Raw genomic sequence first — 12,808 nt, 5'->3', positions numbered from 1 at the left:
CTCCCGGAGTCGTGGACGAGCACCTCGGCGAGCAGCGCGTGCGCGGCGGTGCGTTCGGCGCGGGCGGCGTCGGCCCACAGCGACGACCGGACCAGCCGGTCCCGGACGGTCACCGCGTCCGTCTCGAACCGCAGCAGCCCCGACTCGCGGGCGGCCTCGACGTCGGACGCGCCGATCCCGGCGGCGGCGGCCGCCCGGTCGAGCGTCCCGGCGCCGACCCACTCGTCGGCGACGACGAGCAGCACGAGGCGCCGCGCCCCCTCGGGGAGCCGCAGGTAGCGGGTGCGGTGCAGGGTCCGCAGCGGGCTGCCGGGCGGCAGCGACGCGGGGCGGCGCGGCGGCGGACAACTGCCCGGGGGTGAGCGCGGCGGCCAGGTCGCGGATCGCGCGGGGACGGCCGTCGGCCAGGTCGACGATCGCGTCGGCGTGCGGCCCGGCGACCGCGTCGCGATCGTGTCGCGCAGCACCCGCAGGCTCGCCTCCTCGTCGAGGGGGCCGACCCGCAGGTGCGGGATCCCGGCGAGGCCGGGCCGGTCGTCGCGGGCGGCCAGCAGCACCGCGACGGGGAGTCCTGCACGCGGCGCGCCGCGAACGCCAGCGCGTCCAGCGACACCTCGTCGAGCCACTGGACGTCGTCGACACGGCAGAGCAGCGGGCCGTCGCGCGACGCGAGCGCGAGCAGCTCGCACAGCGCGGCGTACAGGGCGAGCGGTTCGGCGCCGCCGCGCCCGCCGCACACGGCCGCGAGGGCCTCGCGGTGCTCGTCCGGGAGCCGCCGGAGCTGCGCCGCCAGCGGGCGCAGCAGCCGGTGCAGCCCCGCGTACGGGACGTCCGACTCGCGCGCGACGCGGACGCGGCGATCGCCCGGACGCCCGGACCGGCGCGGCGCACCGCCTCGTCCAGCAGCGCGGTCCGGCCCAGGCCGGCGTCGGCGACGATCGCGAGGGCGCCGCCGCGGCCGTCGCGGGCCCGGTCGAGCAGTTCCCCGATGGCGTCCAGCTCGGGTACGCGTCCGTGCAACGGTTCTCGTCCCTGTGACACTGTTCCCTGTGGCACTGTCATGCCGGTTCTCCCTCTGGGCGGGCCCATAGGTCAGCACGGGGCGACCGGACGGGTCCAGAGCGGCGTTCTGTTACAGGGCGCGGGTGCAATCCTGAAAGCGTCGCATTGTGCAATGGCACAGTCCGCGCTCCCGCTTGTGGTCGCGCGCGCGTGGAGGGTGGGACCATGATGCCCCCGTTCGGCCCTGGAGGTGACCCCCATGACGGGTGACGCCGACGGCACGGTCCTGCGCAAGGCGGTTCTCCGCCTGGAGGACAGGCTTCCCGAACTCGCCGACCGGCTCGCCGGCGAGATCCTCGCGGGCGAGGACGGCCGCGACCGTCCCGAGGCGGTGCTCGGCGACATGTGGGAGGTGTGCCACACCGGCCTCGGGCACGGCTTCGAGGCGATCCTGCAGCCGTCCGGCGGCCGCGCCGACCTCGACTGGGCGCGCCGGCTCGGCGAGCGCCGCGCCCGGCAGGGGGAGCCGCTCGAACACGTCCTGCGCGGCTACCGGCTCGCCGGGCGGGTGTTCTGGGAGGCGGTCGTGGAGGCCGTCGGCCGCCACGATCCCGAGCACATCCCGGCGCTCGTCCGGCAGGCCACCCGCACGTGGGACACCATCGACCAGCAGTCGGACGCCGCCGCCGACGCCTACCACCGCACCGAGTTCGAGCTGGCGCGCCGCAGCGAGGAGCGGATGCACGCCATCGTGGACGCGCTGCTCGACGGGCAGGGCGCCGACGGCGGGCTGCTCGGGACCGCCACGACCGTCCTCGGGCTGCCGGTGAACGGACGGTACGCCGTCGCGATGCTGCGCGCCGACGGCGGGTTCAGACCGACGTCGACCCGCGGCCCCGCGAAACGGGCGGCATGCGGTTCCTGTGGCGGATGCGGGCGAACGCGCAGGTGGCGCTGGTCGCGCTCGGCACCGCCGACCTGGACGACCTGGTGGCCGCGCTCGGCCCGTGCACGCGCGGGCACGCGGGCGTCAGCCCGGTCGCCGAGAGCCTCGCCGACCTCGGCACCGCCCGCTGGCTGGCGGAGCTGGCGCTGCGCACCTGCCACGGGCCGGGCCCGCAGATCGCCCGGCTCGACCGGCGGCTGCCGGACGCGCTCGTGCTGTCCCAGCCGCGCCTCGCCGGACGGCTCGGGGACGTCGCGCTCGGCGGCCTCGAAGCCGTCGACCCCGCCTACCGGGAGGTGCTGCTCAGCACCCTGGACACCTGGCTGAACTGCGGCGGTTCCGCCGCGCGCGCCGCCGAGCGGCTGTTCTGCCATCGCAACACCGTGCTGAACCGGCTCCGCAAGATCGAGCAGCTGACGCGGCGGCGGCTCGCCCGCCCGAGCGACCTGGTGGAGCTCGTGCTCGCGCTCAGCGCCGTCCGGCTGCACGGTTCCGGTGCGGACGCCCAGGGCGCCGTCCCGTCCACCGCTCCGGCCCCCGTCCTCGGTTCCGGCCCCGGGCTCGGGCCCGCCGCGCACAAGGCGGGGCCGCCCGCGCGCGGCGGACGGCCCCTGCGATGAGGTCGGGGAGGGAACGGGCTACATCGGGCAGGTGCTGCGGTACTCGGAGACGTCGGAGAGCCAGCCCGTGTCCGGGCCGGGGCAGATGAACTGGGTGAAGCGGGTGTCGTTGTCGACGTAGCGCTTGAGCCAAGCGATGCTCGACACCGCGATCTCGGTGTTCGCGGTGTTCGGCGCGAAGTGGGAGGCGCCCGCGAGCTCCAGGTACGCCTTCTCCGGCGGGAGGCTCTCGTAGAACGGCTCGGAGTGCTGGCTCACCGACGCGATCAGGTCGTTCTCGGCGCGACGACGAGGGTCGGCACCTGGCTGTCGGAGAAGTCCTTGCGCAGGTCCCAGCCGGTCAGCGGGATGGCGGCCTGCAGCGACGGACGGTCCAGGGACGCCTCCAGCGTGCCGCCGCCGCCCATCGAGTGGCCCATCACGGCGAGCCGGCTCGGGTCGATCAGGTCGGACACGTCGCTGTCCTCGACCATGTAGTCGAGCGCGGCGAGGAGCTGGTCACCGCGGCTGTCCGGCTGGTCCAGGGTGGTGTTGGTGTCGATGGTCATGACGACGAAGCCCCGCGAGGCCAGCCGCGGGCCGAGCCACGCGATGCTGCTCTGGTACGCGGTGAACCCGGGCGAGATCGCGACGGCGCCGAACGTCTCGTCCGTGTCCTCGGGGTAGTAGATCGTGCCGCCGCCGAAGCCGCTGACGAACAGCCCGGAGACGCTGTCCTCCGCGACGTCGTAGGAGCCGAGGCTCGCCTCGATGCTCTGCTGGGTGGGGTCGGGGCCGCGCTCGTAGGGGTTCTCCTGCGCGAGCGCGGTCTGGGGAACGGCGCAGAGGCCGGCGGCGAGTGCGGCGCCCGCCAGCATCTGCACCGCACGTCTGGTTGCCTTCACGTCGATGTGCTCCTGTTCCGGGGGGAGGAGCCCGAATGGCTCCCGGACGACGGTCATTGTCCGCACGCTCCCGCCGCCGCCACATCGGCGAAATCACCCGTCGTCCGTCCGGCCCCGGAGCCGCCGCCGTCCCGTGCCGCGCCCCGTGCCGCGCCCGGCTCAGTGCTCGACGCGCCGTGGACGGGTTCGCGGCGCGCAGCGCACCGGCGGCGGCCCGTACGGCGCTGTTGATGGAGATCTCGCCGCGCATGCCGGGCGCCGCGACCATGTCGCCCGCGAGGAAGACGCCGTCGCCGCGGTCGATCGCGGGACGGTCGCGCCACGTCCGGCCGGGCAGGTCGAGCGCGCCCGTGCGGCCGCGGGCGGTCGCGGTGCGCGACCAGGTCGTCCGGTCGCGGTGGCCCGGGAGGGCGGCGTCGGCGAGCGCTTCGAGCCGGCGCGCGGCACCGGCCCTGCCCCCGGCCCCGTCGCCGTTGCCGTCCGCGTCCGCGTTCGCGCCGATCGGCATGCCGAGCTGGAACAGTTGCTCGCCCGCCGGGACGGTGCTCGGGTCCTGCATCGAGTACGACTCGTGGAAGCCGCCGCCGTCCAGGTCGAACACGATGAACGCGTCGCGGGGGTCGTCGCGGACGGCGAGGTCCAGCATCGCGTAGTGGCCGCTCTCCCAGGTCAGGGACGGGTCGCCGAGCAGCGCGCGGGCGGCGGCCAGTTCGGTAGCGACGATCGTGGGGGTGCCGGGCAGGCCGGTGACGCGCGACCCGAGTTCGATCCGGACGCCCAGTTCGCGGGCGTGCGCGGCGAGCCGGTCCAGGACCGCCTGCCAGCCGCCGACGGGCCAGCGGACGGCGGGCCGCTTCGGTGCGAACACGCGGCCGATCAGGTCCCAGACGAACGCGGCGGACAGCCGTCCGGTGTCGGCGTCGTAGGTGACGACCGAGATCGCGTTCGCGGCCTGCTCGGCGGTGCGCTCGCCGAACCGCCCGGCCGCCCACGAGCGGAAGTCGCGGTCCGCGGGCGCCCGCAGGAAGGGCGTCCGGGCCGCCATCCGCAGGAACCCGGCGGGCGGGACGCGCCGCAGCCGGTCGTCCGCGCGGAAGTAGGTGCGCGACATCATCCGCCGGTTGTACTTGCCGAGGGGGCCGACGAGGTCGCGTTCGGTGAGCCACGTCCAGTGCGGGCGTCGGCGTAGAGACGTGCGGGCCTCGGTGGCGACGTGGGCGCGGGGGTCGCGCGGCCCCGGCCGCCCAGCGTGCGGTGCGCCTCGTGCAGGGTGACGGACGCGCCGCCCTCCGCGCACTCGATGGCCGCGACGAGCCCGGCGACGCCGCCGCCGATCACGGTGATCTCACTCTTCATCAGGACCCTCCGCCGTGCGGTCGCCCGGGCGTCTCCCGGACGTTCACCCGGACGACGGGTTCGGCGCGGCGGTTGTGACATCGGCCCGGACGTGAGGCCGGTCACATCGTCCCGACTCATTCGTTCCGGGCAGTAAAGGACCTTGTCGTAAATGTCGGACAAGGTGCTTCAAGGGCATTCTGTCGCGGGGTTATTCGTGCGATTTCGCCGACCGCACCTCCACACGACGCGCTCTCCTGCATCATGGTGGCCACCCCGAACGGAGGGCCGCCCCGGCGGGTCCTCACCGGTCCGGTCCCATCAGCCGCCTCGAAAAGGACATGATGGATGGCAATTCAAGCAGACCGTTCCCGCATTGAACGCGACGCACTCGAACGCGCGCTCCAATTCCTGCTCGTCGCGATCCTCGCCGGCGGCGCCGGCTGGTTCGCCGCCGTCCTGGCCGCCGGTCCGGGCGACCGCACACCGGTCGCCGCGGTCGGCGGCGGGCTGATCCTCGCGCTGTGCGTCGCCGCCGCGGCCGCCGTCTACCACGCGGGCGTCGCGCGCCGCCTCGACGCCACCTGGCCGTGGCCGAGGACGAGGACGGCGGGCTGGAGCGGCGGCTCGGCGACCTCGTCGACGGGCCGCTGCCGCTGCTCGTCGCCGGGCTCCGCGAGGGCGCCGCGCCCGAGACCGTCCTCGCCGACCTGCCCGAGACGCCCGACCCCGCCCTCGCCCGCCTGCTGAGCCATCGTCGTCGAGGGCGTCGCGGCGGCCCGCGCGCCGACGCCGAGCGCGCGCGGGCCGAGACCGCCGCCCTCGAAGCCGACGTCCGCTGGCTGACCGGCACGGTCCTGCCGGAGTTCCGCACCCGGATGCCCGAGCGCGTCGACTTCGTCCACGAGATCATCGCCGACCTCGACCGGCCCGCCACCGGCACGTTCCAGCGGCTCGCGCACGAGATCGGCGGCGCCATCGCCCACCAGCGGCGCTGGCAGTGGGGCGTCACCGCGAACTGCGCGCTGACCGCCGCCCGCATGCAGGCCGCCGTCCGGCGCCTGCTCCGGCAGTTGTACGAGATGGAGTTCCGCTACGACGAGACGGACGTGTTCTGGGAGATCATGGACCTGGACCACCAGGTCTCCCAGCTCGGACGCCTCGCCGACAGCGTCGCGACGATGTGCGACGGCCGGTCCGGACGCGCTGGCAGAAGCCGATCCCGATGGAACGGATCGTCCGCAGCGCCATGGGCCGCTGCGCGGACTTCCGGCGCGTCCGCTACATCACCGACCACGACCGCGCCGTCTGCGGCCCGCACGCCGAAGGCGTCATCCAGGCGCTCGCCGAACTCATCGACAACGCGCTGGTGTTCTCCCTGCACGACAGCCCCGTCACCGTGTACGTCGAGAAGGAGATCTCCGGCGTCGTCATCACCGTCGAGGACGCGGGCATGGGCATGCGGCACGCCGAACTCGCGCACGCCGAGTACCTGGTGAGCCGTCCGGACGACCGCACCGCCTGGACGGGCGAGGCGGTCGGGCTCGCGGTCGTGGGGATGCTCGCGGACAAGCACCGGCTGAAGGTCGGCTTCCGGCCGTCCTCGCGCGGCGGGCTCGCCGCGGTGCTGTTCGTCCCGGCCGAGATCGTCACCCGGCCGGTCGAGCGCTGGCCCTGGTCGGACGAGGGCAAGCCCGGCTCCGAGGACGAGGTGCCGAGCGACCGGCGGACGGCCGAGCTCGCGGGGATGCCGCCGATCCCGGACGGCCGGACGGTCCTCGCGCGCGAACGCGAGCGTGAACGCGAACGCGAACGTGCGCGGGACGGCGGCGTCGCGACCGTCCCAGCGCCAGCGCCCGCGCCCGACCCGGCGTCCGACGAGACGCAGGAGGTCGTGGTGTGGGGCGACCTGGAACTGCCCAAGCGGCGCCGCGGCGCGACCATCGGCCCGGAGGAGTGGGCGCTGATGGGGACCCGGCCGCCGCAGGTCGAGAAGGAGGACCGGGGGGAGGCGTTCGCCGCCTTCATGGGTCCGCCCGGCGGCGCGGCCGGCGACGACAGCGAGCAGCCCGAAGCGTCCGATGGAGGAAGCGATGACACCTGAGACGCGTGGCCTCGTCGGGCTCCTCGACTCGCTCAAGGACAAGGTCCGCGGCGTCCGGCACGTCCTCGTGCTGTCCCGCGACGGCCTGCGGATCAGCCACACCGACGAACTCGACGACGACCGGGCCGACCGGCTCGCGGCGCTCGCGTCCGGCGTGCAGAGCCTCTCGCTGAGCGCGTCCGCCGAGTTCGGCGCGGGCGGCGGCGTCGCGGCGGGCCGGTCGATGGTCGAGTTCCACGGCGGCGTCCTGCTGATCATCCCGGCCGGGCAGGGCGCGCATCTGGCCGTGGTGACCGAGCCGGGCACCGACGTCGGGCTCGCCGGGCGGCGGATGGAGGAACTCGCCCGGCAGATCCGCGGCGAGCTGTACGCCGCGCCCCGCCGCCCCGAACACGACGCGCGGGCATGAGCGCGCGCACCGCCGACGCCGACGACCCCGACCGGCTGTTCGCCGTCACCCGGGGCCGCGACCGGACGGCCGACGACCCGCCCGCTCCGCGAGCGCCCGCCGCCCCCGGCCGTCCCGCCGAACCGGACGTCCTGGACGTCGTCGCGCTGATCGTCGCCGAGGACGACCCGGGCGGCGGCCTCTCCGCGGAGCAGGTCGCGGTCCTGCGGCTGTGCCGCGACCACCCGGTCGCGCTGGTCGAGCTGGCCGCCCGCCTCGACATGCCCGTGCACGTCGCGCGGATCCTGCTGCGCGACATGCGCGACACCGGGCGGGTCACCGTCCGCCACCCGTCCACGGCCGTCGCCCCCTCGCGCTCGGCGACCTCGAAACGCTGAAGCAGGTCCTCGTTGGACTCGAACACCTTTGATCCCCCGCCCGTCGAGGCGCCGCTGCGCCGCACCGCCCGGGACGCGCTGAAGATCGTCATCGTGGGCGGCTTCGGGGCCGGAAAGACCACGATGGTCGGCTCGGTCAGCGAGATCCGGCCGCTCAACACCGAAGAGGTCATGACGGAGGCCGGGGAGGGCATCGACGACCTCACCGGCGTCCGCGCGAAACGCGGCACCACCGTCGCGTTCGACTTCGGCCGGATCTCCCTCGACGAGCACCGCGTGCTGTACCTGTTCGGCGCGCCCGGCCAGGAACGGTTCTGGTTCCTGTGGGACCGGCTGTTCGGCGGCAGCCTCGGCGCGGTCGCGCTCGTCGACACGCGCCGGCTCGCCGACTCGTTCCACTGCATCGACCGGCTGGAGGCGCAGGACATGCCGTTCGTCGTCGCGGTCAACCGGTTCCCCGGCGCCCGGCCGCCCCTCGACCGCGTCCGCGCCGCGCTCTGCCTGGACGAACGCGTCCCGCTCATCGACTGCGACGCCCGCACCCGCGACTCGTCCAAGGCGGTGCTGGTGGCGCTCGTCCGGTACCTCACCCGACTCCGCGAGGAGGCGTCATGACCGCACCGTCGCAAGCCCCCGCCCCCGCCCCGGGGCCGCCCGAGGGCGCCGACCTGCTCGTCCGGAAGGCGGTCGTGCGGGTGACCGGCGCCGACGCCGCCGCCGACCCGGCGGCGTTCTACCGGCTGCTGCACCGCGAGCACGGCCCCGTCGTCCCGGTGCTGCTGGACGGCGACGTCCCCGCCTGGTTCGTCATCGGGTACCGGGAGCTGCACCAGGTCACCGCCGACGACGGCCGGTTCGCCCGGGACTGCCGCCGCTGGAACGCCTGGCACCTCGTCCCGGACGACTGGCCGCTGATGCCGTACGTCGGCTGGACGCCGTCGGTGATGTTCGCCGAGGGCGACGCGCACCGGCGCCGGGCCGGGGCGATCGGCGACGCGCTCGCCGCCATCGACCCGCCCGTCCTCGGCGGCCTGTGCGCCCGCGAGTGCGACGCGCTCGTCACCGAGTTCGCCGGGGACGGCAGGGCCGACCTCGTCGAGCAGTACTCGCACCGCGTCCCGCTGCAGATCATCGCCCGGCTGTTCGGGCTGCCCGGGCACGAGATCCCCGCACTGGTCCGGGACGTCGCCGAATCCCTCGACTCCGACGACCTCGCCGCCCGCGCGCACGAACGCATCCACGCGCGGATGAGCGGGCTCGTCGAATCCCGCGCGCGCCGCCCCGCCCACGACGTCCCGTCCGTCCTGCTGTCGCACTCGGCCGGGCTCACCCCCGACGAGATCACCATCGACCTGCTGGTGGTCATGGCCGCCGCGCAGCAGCCCACCGGGAACTGGATCGCGAACGCGTTGCGGCTGATCCTGGAGGACGACCAGCTCAACGCGTCGGTGCAGGGCGGACGGCTCAGCGTCGACCAGGCGCTCCAGCGCGTCCTGTGGGACGACACGCCGACGCAGAACTTCATCGGCCGCTGGGCCGTGCACGGCTGCGACCTCGGCGGGCATCGCATCAGCTCAGGTGACTTGGTGGTCATGGGGTTGGCCGCCGCGAACCGCGACCCGCAGGCGCGGCCCGCGGACGGCCGCCGCGACGCCTTCGGCCGCGCCCACCTGTCCTTCGGGCACGGCGAGCACGGCTGCCCGTACCCGTGCCCGCGCCTCGCCCTGATGATCGCCCGCACCGCCATCGAGGTGCTGCTCGACCGCCTTCCGGGCGTCGCCCTCGCCGTCCCGGCCGACGAACTGAAGTGGCGCCCGTCGTTCTGGATGCGAGGACTGCAGGACCTGCCCGTCACCTTCGACCCGTCCGGCGTCCGGCGGCTCTGAAACGGGCCGCCGGCCGCCGGCCGCCGGCCGCCGGTCAGGCGCGTCATTGTGGGGGGCGACCCCCCCACGCCCCCGGCAAGGGCGCCCGCCCGAACCGTCGGCCTCCGCTCGCAGAGCTCCGCTCCGGCCGCCGGTCAGGCGGGGGTGAAGTCCATCCGGACGGCCGCCGGGCCGCGGGTGAACAGGCCCCGTTCGGCGGGCGCGAACCCGGCGGCGGGCCGCAGGTCGGGCATCGCGTCCAGCAGCAGGTTCGCGCCGACCTCGACCTCCGTCTTCGCGAGCAGCGCCCCGACGCAGAAGTGGCGGCCGAGGGCGAACGCGAGATGGTCGGCGGCCGCGGAGAACGCGTTCGTCGTGGACAGGTCGTCGCGGAAGACGTCGAACCGGTCGGGACGGGCGTAGCGTTCGGGGTCGCGGTTCGCGGCCCCGATCAGGCACGTCACGGTGCTGCCCGCCGGGATCGTCCCGCCGCTCACCCGCACGTCCGCCGCCGGCTGCCGCATGATCATGTGAACGGGCGGGCTGTACCGGAGCGTCTCTCGGCGAACGCGCGGGGCAGCAGGCTCCGGTCGTCCCGGACGGCCGCGAGCTGGTCGGGGTGCGCGAGGAGGTTCGCGAACAGCGCGGAGATCGCCTTGTCGGTTGTCTCCCCGCCCGCCGCGAGCAGCAGGCTGACGAACGCCTTGACGTCCTCGTCGCTCATCCGCGTCCCGTCGATCTCCGCCAGGCACAGCGTCGACAGCAGGTCGTCGCCCGGCTCCGCGCGCCGCCGCGCGATGATCGGCAGCATGTACTCGGCGAGTTCCGCGCGGGTGCGCAGCCCCGCTTCGGCGACGTCCGGGTCCTGCGCGAGGTTGCCGAGGAACGCGACGATCGAGGTGTACCAGCGCTGGAATCGCACGTGGTCGGTCCGGTCGAGCCCGAGCATGTCGACGATGACGTTGATCGGAAAACGGGTGGAGAATTGCCCGGCCAGTTCGACCGTTCCGGCCGTCCGGAATTCGTCGATCAGTTCGCGGGCGTTCCTTTCGATCACCGGAAGGAACGTGTCGCGCAGTTCGGTGCCGCGGAACGCGGGCGTCACCAGCCCCCGGCGGACCGCGTGCTCGCGCCCGCTGAGCTGCAGGATCGTCCGTCCGTGCACCGGTTCGAGCTGCCAGTCGTAGTTCGCGGTGGTGAACACCGGGTCGCGGAAGGCGTGCTCGACGTCGGTGTAACGCGAGATCAGATAGCTCTGCGTGGCCTCGTGCCAGAAGAGCGGCGCCTCCTCCCGCAGGGCGCGGTACCCGGTGTACGGATCGGCGGCGAATTCGGGCGACAGGATATCCGGAATCATGGTCGCTCCCGGTACGCGGTCGTGGACCTTCCGAGCTTAGAAAGCCGAATTCGCGCGGTCCAGACTTGATTTCCGCGGGTCAGGCGAAATGTCGTCCAGGCGAGGTTTCGGTGACCGGACGCGGTCAGGCGCGGGCGCGGACGCGGCCGCCCGTCAGGTTCAGCGTCTGGCCGACCAGCGTCGGCAGGCGGGAATCGGCGAGGAACGCCACGGACGCGGCGACCCTCGCGGCGGTCGGGGCGTGCCCGAGCGGCGTGCGCGCGCCCGGTTCGGCCGGGGCGACCGCGTTGACCGAGACGCCGAACGGCGCCGCCTCCCGGCCCAGCGACTTCGCCAGCGCGATCACGCCCGCGTGCGCCGCCGAACGGGCGGTGGCGTCCGCGCGACCGGCCAAGCCCGCCTCCGACGCCAGCAGCACGATCCGCCCGCCGCCGCGCTCGGCCATCCCCGGCAGGACGGCCTGCGCGCAGGCGAACGCCCCGCCGAGCGAGGTGTCGACGACGTGCCACCAGTCGTCCGGATCGTGCTTGGGCAGCGGCGCGGTCGTCCGGTGCGCGGCCGCGGCGACCAGGACGCCCACCGGCTCGCCCGCCGCCCGCTCCAGCCGTCCGAGCATCGCCCGCACGCCGTCCGGCCGGGTGACGTCGCCCGGCGCGGCGATGCCGCCGATCTCCGCCGCGAGTCCGCGCAGGTCGACGACCGGGAGGTCGTTCACCCCGACCCGGTGGCCGGCCGCCGCGAGCCGCCGCGCGATCGAAGGCGCCGTACCCGCCGCCCGCGCCCGTCACGAGTGCGAGCGCCATCAGAGCACCGCCCCGGCGTTCGGCGACAGCACCTCGCCGGTGCTCGCCGTCGCCTCCTCGATCAGGTGGACGGCCGCGAGCGCGACCTCCCGCGGCGACGTCAGCCGCGCGGCGGGCACCGACTGCAGGTGCGCGGGCCGCCGCAGCATCGAGTCGTCCGGGACCAGCGGCGTGTCCGTCGGCCCGGGCGCGACCGCGTTCACCCGGACGCCGAACGGCGCGACCTCCGCGGCCAGCGACCGGACGAGCCCGAGCACCGCGCCCTTCGCCGCCGCGTAGTGCGCCTGGGCGTCCGCCCCGCCGACCGCCGACGACGCCGACACCGCGACGACCGACCCGCGCCCCCGGGACGCCATGTCGGGCGTGACCGCCCGGCACACGTTCACGACGCCGCCGAGATGGACCCGCAGCATCCGCCGCCAGTCGTCCCAGTGCACGTCCGACGCCGGGACTATCGCGTGGTGCCCCGCCGCGCACACCGCGGCCCCGATCGGCCCCAGCGTCCGCTCGACCCGGCCGACCGCCGCGCTCACCTGCGCCGGATCGGACACGTCCGCCTCGATCGGCAGGTCCACGCCCGGCGCCGGACGCAGATCGAGCCCCGCGGTCGTCCACCCGCGGCCCGCCAGCTCGTCCACCACGGCGTTCCCGATCCCTCCGGCCGCCCCGGTGACGAGCGCGACTCTTCGTGGCATCGCGCCTCCTCGGAGATACAAACGCCCAGGCAAACCGACATAACGGCACGTCGCAAGGGATATGGCGAAGTTTTGAACACCCGTGTGCGGGAAGCCACTTACTTACCATGTGGTAGAAAACCGGGAACACGTCACGACCGACCCTGGAGGGGCAGTGCCGGCACCGATCCCGCTCCCGCGACACCTGACGACCCTCGACGGCCCCGCCGCACCCCTCGGCCCCCGGCTCCGCATCGCCGTCCCGTCCGAGTCCCTGCGCCCCCTCGGCGAGACCGTCGCCGAGCTCCTCGCCCGCCTCCACGCCGTCACGCCCACCGTCGCCGTGGGCCCCGAAGGCGACCTCCGCCTGACCCTCGGCACCCCCACCGCCCCCGGCGCGATCCGCCCGCCCCAAGGCACGGACCCCCGCAC

The 12,808-nt window shown here is 74.8% G+C and carries 13 protein-coding genes and 5 pseudogenes; 11 read left to right on the top strand and 7 right to left on the bottom strand.

Annotation, left to right across the window (positions count from 1 at the left end; genetic code table 11):
• A pseudogene (locus tag BJF79_RS60635) lies at nucleotides 1-557 on the bottom strand (hypothetical protein); the annotation flags it as partial.
• A gap of 20 nt (nucleotides 558-577) precedes the next feature.
• Nucleotides 578-1,099: pseudogene (locus BJF79_RS67055) on the bottom strand (AAA family ATPase); the annotation flags it as partial.
• A 162-nt stretch (nucleotides 1,100-1,261) separates the two neighbouring features.
• Between BJF79_RS67055 and BJF79_RS51115 the strand changes: the two are divergent.
• Nucleotides 1,262-2,275, top strand: coding sequence for a hypothetical protein (locus BJF79_RS51115; RefSeq protein WP_262402237.1), 1,014 nt, complete (start codon nucleotides 1,262-1,264; stop codon nucleotides 2,273-2,275).
• A complete protein-coding gene (locus BJF79_RS60630) occupies nucleotides 2,245-2,568 on the top strand; it encodes a PucR family transcriptional regulator (protein ID WP_262402236.1) in 324 nt (107 codons plus the stop codon). Before BJF79_RS51115 ends, BJF79_RS60630 begins: the two co-directional genes overlap by 31 nt.
• An 18-nt stretch (nucleotides 2,569-2,586) precedes the next feature.
• Here BJF79_RS60630 and BJF79_RS18525 read toward each other — a convergent pair.
• Nucleotides 2,587-3,425 (bottom strand): annotated as a pseudogene (locus BJF79_RS18525) (alpha/beta hydrolase family protein).
• An 83-nt stretch (nucleotides 3,426-3,508) separates the two neighbouring features.
• Between BJF79_RS18525 and BJF79_RS65680 the strand changes: the two are divergent.
• The gene (locus BJF79_RS65680; protein WP_316043382.1) at nucleotides 3,509-4,105 is read left to right on the top strand and encodes a hypothetical protein; all 597 of its coding nucleotides are present in this window, start codon (nucleotides 3,509-3,511) and stop codon (nucleotides 4,103-4,105) included.
• Nucleotides 4,106-4,378: 273 nt separating this feature from the next.
• Entirely contained in the window at nucleotides 4,379-4,552 is a 174-nt protein-coding gene (locus tag BJF79_RS65675; RefSeq protein ID WP_316043381.1) for a hypothetical protein, read from the top strand.
• Between the two features lie 10 nt (nucleotides 4,553-4,562).
• On the opposite strand, the gene BJF79_RS65670 is transcribed toward BJF79_RS65675, so the two are convergent.
• Complete coding sequence (locus tag BJF79_RS65670) at nucleotides 4,563-4,808, bottom strand: FAD-dependent oxidoreductase (protein ID WP_075899098.1); 246 nt, start codon at nucleotides 4,806-4,808, stop codon at nucleotides 4,563-4,565.
• A 327-nt stretch (nucleotides 4,809-5,135) separates the two neighbouring features.
• Here BJF79_RS65670 and BJF79_RS55540 point away from each other — a divergent pair, with 327 nt between their 5' ends.
• From BJF79_RS55540 to BJF79_RS18485, 6 genes are all read left to right on the top strand, one after another.
• Nucleotides 5,136-5,537, top strand: a complete 402-nt coding sequence (locus tag BJF79_RS55540; protein WP_158079223.1) for a hypothetical protein — start codon at nucleotides 5,136-5,138, stop codon at nucleotides 5,535-5,537.
• Between the two features lie 475 nt (nucleotides 5,538-6,012).
• Nucleotides 6,013-6,891, top strand: a complete 879-nt coding sequence (locus BJF79_RS18505; RefSeq protein WP_143220024.1) for an ATP-binding protein — start codon at nucleotides 6,013-6,015, stop codon at nucleotides 6,889-6,891.
• Complete coding sequence (locus BJF79_RS18500; protein WP_075899092.1) at nucleotides 6,881-7,300, top strand: roadblock/LC7 domain-containing protein; 420 nt, start codon at nucleotides 6,881-6,883, stop codon at nucleotides 7,298-7,300. Before BJF79_RS18505 ends, BJF79_RS18500 begins: the two co-directional genes overlap by 11 nt.
• Nucleotides 7,297-7,677 (top strand): DUF742 domain-containing protein, encoded by a 381-nt coding sequence (locus tag BJF79_RS18495; RefSeq protein WP_262402235.1) that lies wholly within the window; start codon nucleotides 7,297-7,299, stop codon nucleotides 7,675-7,677. The genes BJF79_RS18500 and BJF79_RS18495 overlap by 4 nt, the downstream gene beginning before the upstream one ends.
• A gap of 12 nt (nucleotides 7,678-7,689) precedes the next feature.
• A complete protein-coding gene (locus tag BJF79_RS18490) occupies nucleotides 7,690-8,292 on the top strand; it encodes a GTP-binding protein (RefSeq protein ID WP_075899090.1) in 603 nt (200 codons plus the stop codon).
• Nucleotides 8,289-9,563 carry a cytochrome P450 gene (locus tag BJF79_RS18485; RefSeq protein ID WP_075899088.1) on the top strand — a complete coding sequence of 425 codons (1,275 nt, stop codon included), beginning with the start codon at nucleotides 8,289-8,291 and terminating at the stop codon, nucleotides 9,561-9,563. The genes BJF79_RS18490 and BJF79_RS18485 overlap by 4 nt, the downstream gene beginning before the upstream one ends.
• Nucleotides 9,564-9,697: 134 nt before the next feature.
• Here the strand turns inward: BJF79_RS18485 and BJF79_RS18480 are convergent.
• The 3 genes and pseudogenes from BJF79_RS18480 to BJF79_RS18470 all read right to left on the bottom strand — a co-directional run bounded on the left by BJF79_RS18480 (nucleotide 9,698) and on the right by BJF79_RS18470 (nucleotide 12,397).
• Nucleotides 9,698-10,899 (bottom strand): annotated as a pseudogene (locus BJF79_RS18480) (cytochrome P450).
• 124 nt (nucleotides 10,900-11,023) lie between these two features.
• Nucleotides 11,024-11,659, bottom strand: a pseudogene (locus BJF79_RS18475) (SDR family NAD(P)-dependent oxidoreductase); the annotation flags it as partial.
• Nucleotides 11,660-11,701: 42 nt separating this feature from the next.
• Nucleotides 11,702-12,397 carry an SDR family NAD(P)-dependent oxidoreductase gene (locus BJF79_RS18470; RefSeq protein WP_075899086.1) on the bottom strand — a complete coding sequence of 232 codons (696 nt, stop codon included), beginning with the start codon at nucleotides 12,395-12,397 and terminating at the stop codon, nucleotides 11,702-11,704.
• Nucleotides 12,398-12,551: 154 nt separating this feature from the next.
• Here BJF79_RS18470 and BJF79_RS18465 point away from each other — a divergent pair.
• The coding region (locus tag BJF79_RS18465; RefSeq protein WP_143220023.1) for a hypothetical protein at nucleotides 12,552-12,808 on the top strand (257 nt) is incomplete at its 3' end.

This window comes from Actinomadura sp. CNU-125 (genome assembly GCF_001942465.1).
In the GTDB taxonomy this organism is placed as follows: domain Bacteria; phylum Actinomycetota; class Actinomycetes; order Streptosporangiales; family Streptosporangiaceae; genus Spirillospora.
Note: the sequence above shows the minus strand (reverse complement) of the source record. Positions and strands in the feature narration are given on the sequence as shown.

Excerpts from the sequence above, each read along its gene's own strand:
- BJF79_RS18485 (WP_075899088.1), top strand. The coding sequence starts at position 8,289 with ATGACCGCACCGTCGCAAGCCCCCGCCCCCGCCCCGGGGCCGCCCGAG.
- BJF79_RS18470 (WP_075899086.1), bottom strand. The coding sequence starts at position 12,397 with ATGCCACGAAGAGTCGCGCTCGTCACCGGGGCGGCCGGAGGGATCGGG.
- BJF79_RS18505 (WP_143220024.1), top strand. The coding sequence starts at position 6,013 with ATGGAACGGATCGTCCGCAGCGCCATGGGCCGCTGCGCGGACTTCCGG.
- BJF79_RS51115 (WP_262402237.1), top strand. The coding sequence starts at position 1,262 with ATGACGGGTGACGCCGACGGCACGGTCCTGCGCAAGGCGGTTCTCCGC.
- BJF79_RS65670 (WP_075899098.1), bottom strand. The coding sequence starts at position 4,808 with ATGAAGAGTGAGATCACCGTGATCGGCGGCGGCGTCGCCGGGCTCGTC.
- BJF79_RS55540 (WP_158079223.1), top strand. The coding sequence starts at position 5,136 with ATGGCAATTCAAGCAGACCGTTCCCGCATTGAACGCGACGCACTCGAA.
- BJF79_RS18495 (WP_262402235.1), top strand. The coding sequence starts at position 7,297 with ATGAGCGCGCGCACCGCCGACGCCGACGACCCCGACCGGCTGTTCGCC.
- BJF79_RS18500 (WP_075899092.1), top strand. The coding sequence starts at position 6,881 with ATGACACCTGAGACGCGTGGCCTCGTCGGGCTCCTCGACTCGCTCAAG.